General features: G+C 53.4%; 9 protein-coding genes. 3 read left to right on the forward strand and 6 right to left on the reverse strand.

The features are described from left to right. The first annotated feature begins 7 nt into the window (after positions 1–7). Entirely contained in the window at positions 8–2,464 is a 2,457-nt protein-coding gene (locus F1593_RS09820; RefSeq protein WP_149401378.1) for a serine/threonine protein kinase, read from the forward strand. Positions 2,465–2,694: 230 nt separating this feature from the next. Here F1593_RS09820 and F1593_RS09830 read toward each other — a convergent pair whose 3' ends face one another. The 5 genes from F1593_RS09830 to F1593_RS09850 form a co-directional block, all read right to left on the reverse strand. Then, complete coding sequence (locus F1593_RS09830) at positions 2,695–3,207, reverse strand: dihydrofolate reductase family protein (RefSeq protein ID WP_149401379.1); 513 nt, start codon at positions 3,205–3,207, stop codon at positions 2,695–2,697. Positions 3,208–3,448: 241 nt separating this feature from the next. Beyond that, positions 3,449–4,327, reverse strand: a complete 879-nt coding sequence (locus F1593_RS09835; protein WP_149401380.1) for a haloalkane dehalogenase — start codon at positions 4,325–4,327, stop codon at positions 3,449–3,451. A 197-nt stretch (positions 4,328–4,524) separates the two neighbouring features. Beyond that, a complete protein-coding gene (locus F1593_RS09840) occupies positions 4,525–7,689 on the reverse strand; it encodes a winged helix-turn-helix domain-containing protein (protein WP_149401381.1) in 3,165 nt (1,054 codons plus the stop codon). A 43-nt stretch (positions 7,690–7,732) separates the two neighbouring features. Next, the gene (locus F1593_RS09845; protein ID WP_149401382.1) at positions 7,733–8,116 is read right to left on the reverse strand and encodes a hypothetical protein; all 384 of its coding nucleotides are present in this window, start codon (positions 8,114–8,116) and stop codon (positions 7,733–7,735) included. 6 nt (positions 8,117–8,122) lie between these two features. Continuing rightward, positions 8,123–9,544, reverse strand: coding sequence for a helix-turn-helix domain-containing protein (locus tag F1593_RS09850; protein ID WP_149401383.1), 1,422 nt, complete (start codon positions 9,542–9,544; stop codon positions 8,123–8,125). Positions 9,545–9,984: 440 nt separating this feature from the next. On the opposite strand from F1593_RS09850, the gene F1593_RS09855 reads away from it, so the two are divergent. Further along, on the forward strand, positions 9,985–11,619 hold the full coding sequence (locus tag F1593_RS09855) for a cellulase family glycosylhydrolase (protein ID WP_443092061.1): 1,635 nt from the start codon (positions 9,985–9,987) through the stop codon (positions 11,617–11,619). A 303-nt stretch (positions 11,620–11,922) separates the two neighbouring features. Beyond that, on the forward strand, positions 11,923–13,572 hold the full coding sequence (locus tag F1593_RS09860) for an FAD-binding oxidoreductase (protein WP_149401385.1): 1,650 nt from the start codon (positions 11,923–11,925) through the stop codon (positions 13,570–13,572). A gap of 89 nt (positions 13,573–13,661) precedes the next feature. Here F1593_RS09860 and F1593_RS09865 read toward each other — a convergent pair whose 3' ends face one another. After that, positions 13,662–15,014, reverse strand: coding sequence for a hypothetical protein (locus F1593_RS09865; protein WP_149401386.1), 1,353 nt, complete (start codon positions 15,012–15,014; stop codon positions 13,662–13,664). Positions 15,015–15,110 lie beyond the last annotated feature (96 nt).

Here is a 15,110-nt window from a genome sequence, read left to right on the forward strand (position 1 = left end):
TGCATACATGCTGTCTCTGGAGGGTAAGCAGCTCGGCAACTACGATATCACCCGGCGTATACGCGTGGGAGGTATGGGGGCCGTCTACGAAGGGCGACAACGCACTGCGTTTGATCGCCGCGTCGCCATCAAGGTAATTCTTGGGGACTATGCCGCCGATCCTGATATGCGCCGGCGCTTTGCGCGTGAGGCGAAGACAGTAGCACGTCTGCAACATCCGCATATCTTGCCACTGATCGAGTTTGGCGATGAGCAAGGCATTCTCTATCTAGTCATGCCTTTCATTGATGGTGGCACCCTCACCAGCTATCTCCGGCATAATCTGCCGGGGACTGGTGAGGTGGCGACCCTCTATGAGCAGATCCTGGATGCGGTTGAATACGCGCATGACCATGGTTTGATCCATCGGGATATCAAATCGTCGAATGTCCTGCTGGACCTTAAGCGCAACACAGCTCCCTATGCCTATCTGGCAGACTTCGGCCTCGTGCGTACGGTCCGGCAGAATGCATCCACACAGGTAGGTAAACCGATCCCTCTTGAGCAGGTACCCGGCACGCCGCATTATATGGCTCCCGAGCAAACCCTGGGCATTGTCACGCCGCTAACCGACATCTATGCCCTGGGCGTCCTGCTCTTCCAGATGCTAACCGGCAACCTGCCCTATAACGATCCAGACGAGGTGCGCGTCATACAGATGCATCTGCAAGCGCCGATACCCTCGCCCTGCGAAGACGATGCCTCAATCCCGGCGGAACTCGGGGATGTGGTTAATAAGGCCATGGCGAAAGATCCACAAGATCGGTATAAGAATGTCGCGGCCCTCCGCACCGCCTTTCAGCGCGCGCTCAAGGGTCCCACAATCACCCTGCCGGTCACGGAAGATGTCAAGCCAGGACACAAGCCCACACGCCCCATCAGTCTCGACGAGCTCACCGGAGAGATTGAGCCAGCCGCGCCCAACGGGAAGAACCGCAAAACCGCCGCCCTGGGACGGCCCATGGAGCCACCCAGGCCAATTATCATGCATCAGAGACCACGGGGCGGCGAAGTTCAGCCTTCCCCGCCAGCCACAACCATCCGCGAGAAACGCGAACGCAGCGCCAGAAACGCACGCCCGGAATATGCTGAACGCACCGAAAGGCTCAACCGTCCAGAAGTGCTTGAGTATCCAGAAAAAACCGAGCGTCCTTATCGGGCCGAAGCGGCCAGGCAGCGTATCACCGAAGAGCCTATGCGATCCCGACCAGTCACCAGACGACCGCGCCGCCTCCTCTTTTTATTTCTGATCGTACTCGTCCCATTACTCCTGCTCATGATCTTGCTGCTTTCCCAGCTCACTAACGGCAACGGCACCACCACAATGGTCTCATGGGTCGGAGGAACAAGCACCGCGAACATCCATATCACGCCCAAAGCCAGCGTCATCCAGAACGCCTTCCTGCTCACCGCCTCCCCACAAACGCAGACCAGCAATCTCGACACGCACACCATCCCTGATCGCTGGCTAAGCGTCACCGAGCAGAGTAGTGTCACCGTCAACACAACCGGCAAGAATACCATCCAGGGACAGCAAGCACACGGCATGGTTCAACTGACCAATGCCAACAAACAGCCCGTCACCGTCCCCAAATCCCTCATGCTCAACGCCGCCAACGGTGTACAGATCCAGCTCACGCAAGACACCACGGTCCCGGGTAAACAAGATACTCAACCCGGCAAAATCGAAGTACCCGCGCAAGCCGTCCAGGCGGGGCAGGTCGGAAATATCCCTCCCAATGCCATCAGCGGCACCTGCTGCCAGCCAACCCTCTTCATCAACAATCCCAGCGCCTTTCAGGGAGGAGTTGACGGCAGTAGCACGCACTTCGTCGCGCAGTCCGATCTGGATAACGCCAAAAACGGCCTGGTTCCGCAACTTGAGCAGCAGATTAACCAGCAACTCAATCAACAGATCAAAAGTGGTGAAAGCACCTTCGGCCAAGCGGACTATCAGATCATCAGTGTAGAGAGTGACAATCCTGTCAACGCCAGCGCCGACAAAGTACAGGTCAAAGTCAAAATCCAGGGCAGGCTCATCGTCTACCAGAAGAACGTCGCAGTATCGACCGCCATGGTCCTGCTCAATCGAGATGCCCAGAAAAAGCTCGGTGACGGCTATCAACTCCAGGGCAAACCCACGCTCATCGGAGAGCCCAGTATCAAGGCTGGCAAAAACGGCATCCTCTACCTCACCCTCAACGTCAAAGGCACCTGGATCTATAGTCTTAGCGCCACCCGGATCAAGAAGCTAACCACATCGATCAAAGGCAACAGCAGCGATGCCGCCAAAACCTACCTGCAAAAGCAACCCGGCATCGCCGCCGTCGACATCCAGCTCCCCTTTGGCAGCAACCATCTCCCCACCATCACCAAAGACATCAACATCACCCTCACATCCCCAGATCCCAACCAGGGATCATAACAGAACATCATTACAGGCATTTACCAGCACTACGAGGCAGTAGAAAGCCGACTAGGCCCAGGCATGCGCTGCACTTCGGGGAGGTGCGCTCCCTTTTTGAGCATGCGTCGCGCCAGGCTATGCCGCAGCAGATGTGGAGAGACACTCTCAAGCGGGCGCGCGCAGGCGAGGCACCGTGATATCCGGCTTCGCCTACGCGCCCGTGGATCGAGTATGCTTATCGAATGGCTTTATTCATGCTCAATCGCATAATGCAACCGGACGACGCCGCCGCCAAGGGACTTGAAATCCAACAACTGGATATCCTTGTACTGATAGTGGTCCTGGTTGAGCAAGATATTGTATCCCTTTCCCTCCAATACTGGTGCGATTGGGAATATGATCTCGTCAACAAGTCCTTGTTGTAAAAAGGTGTTGTGCAGATCCGCGCCACCTGAAAGAAGGGCGGTGGTATGGCCTTTTGCTTGCAGGTACGCCAGGGCCTCTTGCGGCGACGCCACAACCTTGACACCGGGAATATCTTTGACGCTCTTCGAGAGCACGACGATGTCAACATCGCCAAAAGGACTCTCTCCACCTGCTTGAAAGCTCTCGAAGGTTCGACGTCCGACGATGAAATTCCCTGCCGCTTTCACCTGATCCAGGAAATCGCTGAACGATTCCTGCTTGGGAGGGTGTTCGGGACTGGCATTGCGTGCGTAGTTTCCATTTGCGCTCAAGGTTGCCCAAAGAATTGTTTTCATGAAATGATATCCTTCTATTTCTAATACATGTGTGATTACACATAAGACAACTATCCGTTATAGGGTTCATTCACAGGAAATTACGTTTATTTTCCTGCATCCTCAAGGCTCTCTATCCTTCCGGGGGATTGAGAGGAGGAGGAGTTTGCGAGGACACCTCGCGCTCCGTCATGGGCTGCCGCCCCTGTACCCCGCTTTCACCCGCAAGGACGGAGAGCCATCCTCAATACTTCAGCATCATCTATTGCAGTTGTTGCAACCAGCTTGCGATGGCCTGCCCAATTTCATCAGGAGAGTCCTCCTGAGGGGTATGATGCCCGCGCACGCTCACCTCGGTTTGCGCTGGCCACATGCGATTGAACGCGACCTTCTGTGGGTCTTGTGTCCCCGGAACGGCCTGGATGAGCAATTTGGGAATGGGACTCCGGGCAAGAAACTTCCCAGAGGCGGTAACGATCTCGGTGACATCGGCTGGTTCGCCCTCGATCGGCAGTTGACGTGGCCACGAGAGGGTCGGGCGACGCGCTTCGCCGGCCTCGGCAAATGGGCGACGATACTGATTCATTTCCTCATCTGTTAAGGTGCGCAGAATGGTCTTGGGCAGGTTGAACTCGATGAACGAGTTTTGTTCTAGCACCAACTGCTCACCTTGTGCGGATCGCAGAGCTTGAAAGCGTGAGCGAGCGATCTCTGGTATCTCACTCCACAAGGAGGTTCCCATGACTGCTTCCATATAGGCAATGCCGCGCACCGCCTCTGGATGGCGACGCGCCCAATCGAACGCCAGAGCTGCTCCCCAGTCGTGCCCTACGAGGATGACCCGTTCATGTACTCCCAGCGCTTCGAACAACCCATCGAGATAACGACGATGTTCGACAAAGGTATAGGAGCCCGGGCCGCTTTCCGGCTGCTTCTGCGAATCGCCCATGCCGATGAGGTCCGGGGCGATGATGCGGCCAAAACCCTGCGCATACGGCAGAATGTTGCGCCAGACATAGGAATAGGTAGGATTGCCGTGGAGAAAAACAATGGGATCACCCAGTCCCTCTTCGACATAGGCCATCTCAAGCCCCAGGACGGCTCTCCGTTTTTTTGTGTAGGGAAATGCTGCGCTTATCATATATGGACTGCGCCTTTCTGAAATCATGTGATACAATATCTTGCTTTTTTCAGAGCCAGATGTTTGTTGGCTTTGATGAAGCAGCGGTGTTCGTCCGATGTCAGAAGTATAGCCCGCGCAAGGCAGGTGGGCCTCATCCGTTCGGGTGATTGCCTGCATGATTCGCACACAGCAGCGTGCGAGGAGATTGCGAGCGGTCAGAGGAGCTTGAGGTCACGAGCAACTTCGAGGGACTCGCTGCGTTTATGCACGCCCAACTTGCTATAAATGCTCTGCACCTGGGTGCGCACGGTGTTGATCGAGACAACCAGCGCCTCAGCTATCTCCGCGTTGGTTCGATGCTCAGCCAGCAGGCGTAAAACTCGCCGTTCTTGAGGCGAGAGCGGTTCAACCAGCGCTGCTGCCAGGGCAGGCATGCCTGTTTGCTGTTGGGCAGGAAAAGCCAGAAGCAGGCTACGGATGTACGCAAGCAAAGGCTGGTCGTGGATTTGGGAAAGCAGAGAGCGCAAAAGCACGGCCATCTGTGCACCAGCATCGAGGAACAGGCGTACCGGGTGATTGGGCAGAGCCAGGATAAGCACCTCACGCAACATGTCTTGAGCCTCGGCTTTGCGTTTGCAGGCCAGGGCGCTCAGCGCCATTTCCACCATCGCTTCAAGCACGCAGCGGGTATGTCCTGCTTCCTGCGTTGCAAGGAGGGTCTGCTCAAGCTGACGATAGGCTTCTTCCTCTTTGCCCTGGGTGCGCAGCCAGCGCGCCAGCAGCAGATCCGTCTCAGTTCTCTGTGTAAAATCAGTGTGCGGTGTTCGGAGCAACGCCCAATGCTGCAAGGTCAGATGGTCGCCCGCAGAGAGCGCCAGGCGTGCCTGCGCTGCCTGGATATCCTGAACAAGCCGGGATTGGGAAGCGGCTATATGCTCCAGGAGGTCTGCGAGTTGTTGTTGGGCAACAAAAACCTGGCCCCGGGCCTGTTGCACACGCGCGAGCACAAGAGACGCAGAGACTTCGTGATGCAAAAACGCGTATGTCTGACTGAAAGTCTTAGCCTCCTGAAGAAGCTGAGAGGCTCGCTCCAGCTCATTGCATTCATAAGAAAGTGCGGCCATGCCAAGCAATGCCGTACAACGCCAATTGGCGAGCGGTGTTGTGAGGTTTTCGTCAAGAGGAGAAGTGGCAGCTTCAAGGGCCTGGCGATACAAAGAAGCCGCTTGCTGGATTTCTCCCAGTTCAAAATACACCTGTGCAAGCTTGATCGTAGCAACCTGGCGGAAAAGGTGATTGTTCGTCTTTGCAAGTCGAACACAGGCTTCTTCCAGGCCGTCGTGAGCCAGCCGGAACTGTCCCAACTCTACCAATTCCGTCGCAGCAATGGTCGCGCTGAGGCCCCGCCAGATGTCTTGCGTCTGGGGAAGCCAATCCAACGCCTGTCTTGCATACGTGACCGCAACTCGCATCTCCCCCTGCCTCAGAGCGAATAAAGCGCGAAAGGCAAAAAGCTCCCCCAGCTTGGGAAGATTCTGTTCCGCACGACAGCGGCGTTCAGCCATGCTCAAGATCTTTTCCATCAAGGGAAGTAACGACGCATCGGGTAGCCAGGTAGCGCTCTGCAAGAGCAGCGCAGTAGCATAACACAGGCAAAAGGCAGGCTTCTGCTCTAAAAGGGCCTCCGGTAATTGCTTGAACCAGCGCAGCAATGCCTGCGGCTCCTGTACTTCTCCTGGAAGGATGCGCTCCTCCAGAAAACGAGCCAGCAACATCGCAGTTCGCGCGTAATCCCGGGCAGCCAGCGCAGCATCAATAGCTTCGTGCAGAAAACCGTAGCGCTCATACCAGCGGGAGGCGCGTGCGGAGATCTGCTGCAGGTCATCTTCGCTCAACCGGCGGCGCGCCTCGTGACGCATGGCTTCGGCAAAAAGCGCATGATAGCGATACCACTGGCGAGCCTCTGCTTCATCCCGCTGCGGCTCGCAGTCAAGCTGTTCGAGAAACATATTGGTGCGCTCCAGCTGGGCGAGCATATCCTGACCATGTATTTGCTCAGTAACAGCATCGCAGAGAGATGCCGTCAAGCGCGGAAGCAGGCTGGTTTGGAGCAAAAACTGCCGCACTGGTTCTGATTGGAGATTGAGTACTTCAGTGACAAAATACTCTTGAAAGGAGGCATTGTTCCGGAAAAAGAGCGCTATCGTGCGAACTTCTTCTGTGGAAGAAGTGGCGCGCTGAAGTGCAAGCTTCGCGAGATGCAGCCCGGCTCCCCAGCCTTCCAACTGTGCATGGAGTCGTTGAACAATCGTCGCGTCCAGAGGAAACGGCAGAGAGTGATGCAATAAAATGACTGTTTCCTCTTGCGAGAAGCGCAGATCTGCGGTACGCACTTCGATAAGCGCGTTGCGAGCACGCAGGCTGGCCAGGGAGAAAGGAGGATCGGCTCTTGTAACCATCAGCACGTGGAGCGTTTCTGGGAGGTGGTTGAGAAAAAATGAGAGCGTTTCATGAATCGTGGGCTCGGTAATCACCTGATAATCTTCCAGCACCAGAATGCCCCCTGCCGGGGCCTGAATCAGTGCGTTGAGGAGGATCGAAAGCCACCCCGAAAGATCTACAGGCAAAAAGGGGGGCTGCGGAGTCAGCACAACGAACGCGCGGTGAACCTGTGTAAGATCAACCTGAAACGCCTGGCAGGCCGCAATGAGATAGCGCCAGAAGCGCAGCGGATCATTCTCAGAAACCTCCAGAGAAACCCAGGCCACCGGAGGAAAATCAGAACTGGCGCGTCGTGCTGCTATCCATTGGCTAACCAGGGTCGTCTTTCCAAAGCCAGCAGGAGCCGAGAGCAGCGTGAGCGGACCTGCTCGTCCAGTATCGAGCAGCGAAAGCAGGCGCGGGCGATCAAGCAGAAAAACAGGCAGGCGAGGCTGCGACAGCTTGGAGCGGAGCAGCGGGTGTGCTTCCATATGAGAAGAGCTGAAGGCATCCTCTGCGGGCAAGCTGTCTGGCAGAGAATGGATGAGACTCGTTGTTTGTGACGGCTGGAAAGCACGGTGGGGCATCTCGGACTCGTTTTCCAGCAGGTGAGAGATCTCCTCCAAACGAGCAAGTGTGAGGTCTGCCGTTCTGCCAAGATAGCGCTTCACGATGCGCCCGTGCAAGCGTCGATACGCATACCAGTAGCTGCTCCCGCGTTGCACCCTCTGCTTCCGGACAGTATAGTGCATACCCCAACGACTGTGAAAAGCGAACGAGTTGCTCTGCTCCAGCCAATCACTCGTGAAAGCCTGTTCGCTTCCCTGATCGCCAAGAGAGAGGACATAGGTTTGTGTTTGCTCGGACCACCGAAGCTGAGAATGGGCATATCTGGGCATAGAGCGTACTTTCGGCGCGCTAACAAGAAGCACATGGTGTTGCCTAACAATTGTAACCCAACAAATATAGCACAGCCTGGCCGGTTAGGCAACAAAAAGATGAGTTGCAACGCCGCCATTTTACTGGAATGCTTCGTGTTGTGCCTGATCCCCGCTCAGAGAGCAGGTTGAAGCTTAGCATTGTAAATTTCTCCGGCGGGCCATCTTCGTCTGCAAGCACGGTTTCAAACACCCCACGATGCAAATACAGGGCAACGACATCAGCAGGAGTAAACGCATCCATAGGTGAGGCAGTGAAGAACAGTTCGTAGATCATCTTGCCACGCGAGGTGCCAATGGGAGCCTTGCTCTCGGTTACCGGATGTGTAGCGACGGCCGGTTCTGATGGATTGTGCCCGTTGAGGAAAAGGTTTTCTCCAATGGGCACAAAACGTTACGCCAACAAGGGATGATGGCGGATGCTTTCGACGAAGGTCTGGGTGCGTTGATCACGCGGGAAGGCTTTGAGCAAGATTTGTTGATAATTGTAGAAACTTTGATTCAATAGACTTGAGTCAATTTCTTCTAACAGGGTGATGATGTTTTCAGCGACAGCGATGCTGGCGTCCCGTTCGTGCCGCCGGGCGTAAGCTTCCGCTAGCGGAACGAGTGTCAACACTCTGCGGTTGATCCATGTGGATGGCAAGAGCGATAGAGATCGTTCGAGATGTTCAATCGCGCTACTATAATGTTTCAAATTAAGCATACAACTACCGGCAACCTGATACCATCTCGTCCGATCAAACTCTTCAGCGGGACCTAAGGCATCGAGGAAAGAGGAGGAGGCTTCAAGTTTGGCTTCGACACAATTGCCATCCTGTAATAGAGCCGCATTGTAGGCCCAGTCCGCCAGGAGATGCGCTCGCAGTCGCACCAGTTGCTCTTCCTGCTGCCCATTGATCAAGCGGAAGGAAGCTTCAATATGCTCGATGGCCTTGTCATAGTGTCCATGAGAATTAGCACTGATCGCTTGCCAGTTGAGATTCTGGGCAAGATTCCAGATGTCCGCTCCCTCAAGCGCGGCAATATGAGCCTGAGTATAGGCTCGTTGCGCCGCCTCAGTAGCTCCCTGATAAAATAAAGCCGCGCCAGTCAGATTGTAGAGGGCCGCGTAAAGGCTGGAACGGTATTCAGGAAGGATCAGATCGTGCGTTTGCTGAACGAGATAGAGTTGGGCCTGCGTGGCAACCAGTACTTCCGAGGGGCGCATGGTGTGAAAGCGTTTCCAGCCTTCGGCAACGCCCTGACGCATCGCGTTAGTAAGCTGTACCCGCTCATCGATGGAAGTATGTCTGTCCGAGTTGGGAAGAATGTCTTTTAGTTGACCAATTTTTTGCCGCACTCCTACCGGCAATCCTTGCGCACTACGTAGGACGACACGTAACGAATTGAGAACCTCATCCAGCGACCAGCCCGCCTCAAAGAGGGATGAGAGTTCGGTTGCATTGAGCGCTAACCATGTGCCAATATGCTGTCCTTGCGTGGAGTTGGCGCTGCGCTGATGCACCTGCTCCTCATAGGCGTGCGATCTATTGCCCGCTTGCAGCACTGGATGCGCAGCAGGTGTGGAGAGGGAAATATATGGCGCGGCCTGTGGGGCGGGGAGCTGGCTGGCTGGCTGATCCTCTTGTATCAGACCAAGTTCACAGGTAGTTTTACTAAAATACGCACAAAGACGACGACGTGATTCCGCGTTGATAGGATAGTCATGCTCGGCACGCCACACCGTTGAGGCACCAATACCGGCGACATCCGCCAGTTGTTTGATGGTGAGATTGTGCTGACGACGTGCGCTACGTAAGAGATGTGTACCCATACCCTAAGTCCCCCTAGACTTTTTTAGAACCAGGCACTCTGCTTATCTTGTTCCCCATTAAAGCTTCTTTGCTTTCCTTAAACAAGATTTCCCTTATTTTACCTATTCTGATCTTTACCTGTCAAGTTCTCCAGAAAGTGCAACCTATAGTGCCATCACGATCTGCAGCACGTCTACAATGAATAACTATTATTAAGCACAAAAATGAAGAAAAAATGACAAAAATCTAGTCAGTTCTTATTCAGTCCTACACAATTGATTGACGGCACATGGGCTGATAGCTTATGCATAAGAGAGATCTTATAGAACATCCGCCGATGCAGGCCGATGTTTTTTTGAAAGGGGAAGCTTGCATGCTTATCATACACGTTCATAGGACGAACGGATGGCACTGGCGCCGTTCATTTTTGATGTTGGGCACGCTAGCATTTATACTCAGTATGGGAATGTTTCAATTTCAGAGCCATGAAGCCAAAGCAGCCGGGAGCGGCTACTGGCACACCAACGGCTCACAAATCCTGGATGCCAATAATCAGCCGGTACGCATTACAGGAATCAACTGGTTTGGATTTGAGACCGGAAACTATGTAGCCCATGGACTCTGGACACGCAACTATAGAGATATGATCGATCAAATGAGTGGCCTGGGCTATAATACGATTCGCTTACCATTCTCAAATCAACTATTTGATGCCGGGAGCGCTCCAAATAGCATTGACTATAACAAGAATCCTGATCTGCAAGGACTGAGCAGCATTCAGATCATGGATAAGATCATCAATTACGCGGGCCAGAAGGGCATGAAAGTCATTCTAGATCAGCATCGCCCGGACTCAGGCTCACAATCAGCCCTATGGTATACCTCGGCCTATCCAGAATCCCGCTGGCTCTCGGATTGGAAGATGCTGGCGCAACGTTATGCGAATAATCCTACGGTCATCGGGGCCGATCTGCATAATGAGCCACACTCCCCCGCCTGTTGGGGCTGTGGTGATCCAACGGTCGATTGGCAAATAGCGGCCACGAAAGGTGGCAATGCCATTTTGAGTGTCAATCCCAACTGGCTGATCTTTGTGGAAGGCGTCGATTGCTATGGACCTAATGGCGCGACGAGCGGCGATTGCTACTGGTGGGGAGGCAATCTCGAAGGAGTTGCCAGTAAGCCAGTAGTATTGAACGTAGCGAACCGCGTCGTCTACTCCGCACACGACTATCCATTGGATGTCGCCAGCCAGCCCTGGTTCAGCGATCCGACCTATCCTAACAATCTGCCGGCCATCTGGGACAAACACTGGGGCTATATTGCCAAACAGAATATCGCGCCGGTCTGGCTGGGCGAATTTGGCACTACGCTTGCCACAACCTCCGATAAACAATGGCTCACGGCAATTACCAACTATCTGGGCAAAGGAGCCAGCGGCCTGAACTGGACCTATTGGTGCTGGAATCCCGACTCAGGCGATACGGGAGGCATCCTGGAGGACGACTGGACAACCGTCAACCAGGCCAAGCAAGCCTATCTTACGCCGATTGAGTTCGCATTGAGCGGTAGCGCAACTGGAACACCGACACCCACGCCAACGTCCGGCGGCACGGGAACACCCACGCCGGTAACCGGTATCAACTTGCAGGTCAACTACAAGGTAGGAAATCCAGGCTCTACTACCGTCAACCAGATCTCACCCTCTATCGAGCTTGTCAACACAGGCTCTAACAGCATCAACCTAAGCGATGTCACTGTCCGCTACTGGTATACCATCGACAGCAATCAGGCTCAGACCTATAGCTGCGACTATGCCGCCCTTGGCTGTACCAATATCAAAGGCACATTTGTAGCGGTCAGCGGTCGCACCAACGCCGACTACTATCTACAAATCGGTTTCGGTACTGGCGCAGGCAATCTGGCTCCGGGTGCTAATACTGGAGACATTCAAAACCGTATCAATAAAAGCGACTGGACAAGCTATAACGAAACCAACGACTACTCATTCAACGGTAGCCAGACCAGCTACGCACCTTCAACCAAAATCACTGCCTATTATCAAGGCCAACTCATCTGGGGGACCGAACCCTAGTCTTACGCTGTACACCTGAGAAGCAAAACTTTTATCCTGCAGGATGGCATGACCCATTACAAAGGTCGTGCCATCCTGCATCGTTTTCCTTTGCCGGAGCTTGCTTGAGATCGACAGAGTGCTGTCCTTTGGACGTGTACTTCTGCTGAAAATGTGAAGCTAGTCACAGCATTCCATGCGTGTATCAATTAAAATCTATGTATACTCCAGATAATCCAATACTGATACGGCTAGCGAGACGAGAGTATAGCGAAGAGATGCACCAATAGCTCTATCAATAGTAATATATAAAAGGATACTCGTATGGATAAACAGAAAAATAGTGGACAGTGGTTGACAGATAATCAGGTGAGCCGACGTAATTTTCTCTCGCTCTGCGCCGCCGGTACTTTACCTATTCTGCTGGGTGCCTGCCAGACGGCACCAACGGCTAATGCTAATCCAACTCCGACTGGAACAGCTACTAGCGCGGCGACAAAAGCGGCGCAACCTACTCCGACGAAGGCCCCTGTATTATCAGAACAAGATTGGTCAGAGCTTGGCAAGAAGCTGGCTGGTCCGCTGCTACGGCCGAATAGCGCTCAATATGAGACTGCACATCAACTGTTTAATACACGCTTTGATACGATCAAACCGGCTGCTATTGCCTACTGCTCTTCACCCAAAGATGTCCAGACTTGCCTGGAGTTTGTGCGCAAGTTCAATTTGCCAGTCACGCCGCGTGCGGGTGGACATTCCTATGCGGGCTATTCAACCACCACGGGATTGTTGCTCGATGTGACCCGTATGAACTCTATTAGCATTGATGCCGTATCAGGCAATGCAACTATCGGAAGTGGCGCACGCCTGATCGATATTTATCAAGCGCTCACGCAGCACAATCGAATCCTCCCTGGTGGCTCCTGTCCAACTGTTGGTATCTCTGGACTTACTATGGGTGGTGGCGTCGGCGTGATCGGTCGCAAATTTGGATTGACCTGTGATAATCTGCTTTCCGCGCAGGTAGTTCTGGCGGATGGTCGCCTCGTCACCTGTGACGCACAGAACAACGCTGATCTTTACTGGGGCCTGCGTGGTGGAGGCGGTGGCAACTTTGGTATCGTCACCTCCTTCACCTTCCGCACCTATCCACTTAACACGCTCTCAATCTTTACCTTGAGCTGGTCATGGAGCAATGCCGCTGCTGTCCTGGATGCCTGGCAAAACTGGGCTCCCAGCGCGCCTGACGAACTATGGTCCAATTGCTTGCTCCTGACAAGTAGCGATGGTCAGGGAGATCCACTGGTACGCATTAACGGCGTCTATGTTGGCGATCTTGGTCCACTGAATACACTCTTGCAACAGGTCATTGATAAGGTCGGCGTCGCGCCAACTGGTCGCTATAGTAACACAACCAGCGTGCTGGATACCATGCTCTATGAAGCGGGTTGTTACAATAAAAGCATCGAAGCGTGTCGCTTACCCGGTATGGGTCCTCAGGGAAGCCTGCAACGCGACACCTCTAAAGCCAAATCGGATTATATTACCAGAAGATTATCCCAGCAGGGTATCAAAACGCTCGTCAACGCCATCGAGCAACGGCAGATATCGCCAACCTCAGGCACGGCTGGCATCGGCATTGATGCTTTCGGAGGAAAAATCAATCAGGTCGCACCGGATGCCACGGCCTTTGTCCATCGCAACACGCTCTTCTCGATTCAATATACCGCCACCTGGTCTCCGAACGATACGCAGAGAACCATTGCGGGCAATATTGGCTGGTTGGATCAGACCTGGCAGGGCATGCGTCCTTATGCCAGCGGTAGCGCCTATCAAAACTATATTGATCCCGACCTGTCTAACTGGCAGCAAGCGTACTATGGCAACAATCTGGCCCGCCTGCAACAGGTCAAAGCCACCTATGATCCCAATAACCTCTTCCATTTCAAACAGAGTATCCCATTGAAATCATGAAGGAAGATGTAGGCATCAGTTACATCCGATACATTTAAACATTTCTCCTCTATCAGTATATATTATTAACAGGCATTTGGGGATAAAAGTTAATGGAGAGGCGGGAAATAGCGGAAATCCATCCAGCCCCACAGGTTCAAGCCAATTGAGAGACCGATCAGACCTTTATCGTACCAGGGCAGGCGTCCTCGATAGCCGAAAACAGCGAGCACAAAGAGGAAAGGAAGGATATCCAGTACAAAGCGAAAGCCAAATTGATACCAACCAGTATTAAAGTAGAGCAGGATTGCTCCCAGCGGCAAGATGCATCCTCCCAGCATTCCCCACGGGAGCCAGGAGGATGGCTGCGCTAGAAAGACACGCACAGCCCTGTAGAGCGCTGGCATGGTCCAGAAGATGCTCGTTCCCCAGGGATTGAATTGCAGATAAGGCCAGATGGTCAGGAATTGTGGTGGCTGGATAAACATATAATACATGTTAGTGGATAAGAAGTGCAAGCTGAATTGTCCATAGGTATGCAGTCTGTAGCTTAGCCTGGGGCTGACGTTCATGCTGAGATAGCCAAAATCCAGGAGAGAACCAAAGCGGGCCAGATTGTAGAGGAGCATACCAGTGACAAAAGCGCCCAGCACACAGCTAAACGTGAGGACCTGCTGCCACATCAGACGCGGCTTCTGCCGTTCAGAGAGATAAATCAGAATGAGATAACTGGGAAAGGCCAACAGAACAGTACTGCGTGAAAGGGCGGCCAATCCTAACCAGAGGGCAGCCAGCCAGCCACGGCGCGGACCGATCAATTCCAGCAGATAGCAGAGGAGAAAGGTAGTGGCGATGACGTGCGCGAGAAACCAGACGCTGGCCTGCATGGTCACGAAAAACAATTCAGTGCCCAACGCAAAAAAGCTGAGGAGCCATGCGATGTGAGCAAAGGCCAGCACCGGAAGACGCTGTAGCACAAAAAACATCAGGACAATGTTGACAATCCCAAAAAATAGCGCGACGCCCAACGAGAGTTCCAGCTGATGGGTATAGTGAAAGATAGCGACCAGAGGCAGGAAGAAGACAGCTGGCAAGGGAGGAAACGCCACATACCAGTGTCCATGAAAAAAAGTATAATCGCCTGTACCACCTACTGGCTGATTGATATAGAGATGTCCCTGCAACCAACCATTCGCGAGATAGATAAAATGTGATCCTGAGAAGGTGCCTGTCACATGCTGTACTGCCGAGAAATAGTGGCGTAGGGCTGATGGTTGCGATGGTTGTGGGACAACCGGAAGCAGAGGAAGACGAAAGACATGGGTGAAGAGAGCAGTAATAATGTAGAACAAAGAGAGGCTGCCAATCAAGAGCAGAGGACGCCAGGACCAGAATGGGATATCGTGATCGCCTGACGAAGACGCCACATCGAGTTGCGTTCCAAGATAATTTTTATCATCCAATTGCTTCATCCTCCCAACTCACGCCAACATCCATAGAGCAAAGGAAAACAGTATCTGTAGCAGAAGTATAGCACACAAAAAAATGAATTACATGTA

It is taken from the genome of Dictyobacter arantiisoli (assembly GCF_008326305.1).
GTDB lineage: Bacteria > Chloroflexota > Ktedonobacteria > Ktedonobacterales > Ktedonobacteraceae > Dictyobacter > Dictyobacter arantiisoli.

Bases quoted from the DNA above. Each gene is read 5' to 3' on its own strand.
- F1593_RS09820 (WP_149401378.1), top strand. From the start codon at position 8: ATGCTGTCTCTGGAGGGTAAGCAGCTCGGCAACTACGATATCACCCGG.
- F1593_RS09830 (WP_149401379.1), bottom strand. From the start codon at position 3,207: ATGAAAACAATTCTTTGGGCAACCTTGAGCGCAAATGGAAACTACGCA.
- F1593_RS09835 (WP_149401380.1), bottom strand. From the start codon at position 4,327: ATGATAAGCGCAGCATTTCCCTACACAAAAAAACGGAGAGCCGTCCTG.
- F1593_RS09840 (WP_149401381.1), bottom strand. From the start codon at position 7,689: ATGCCCAGATATGCCCATTCTCAGCTTCGGTGGTCCGAGCAAACACAA.
- F1593_RS09850 (WP_149401383.1), bottom strand. From the start codon at position 9,544: ATGGGTACACATCTCTTACGTAGCGCACGTCGTCAGCACAATCTCACC.
- F1593_RS09855 (WP_443092061.1), top strand. From the start codon at position 9,985: ATGGGAATGTTTCAATTTCAGAGCCATGAAGCCAAAGCAGCCGGGAGC.
- F1593_RS09860 (WP_149401385.1), top strand. From the start codon at position 11,923: ATGGATAAACAGAAAAATAGTGGACAGTGGTTGACAGATAATCAGGTG.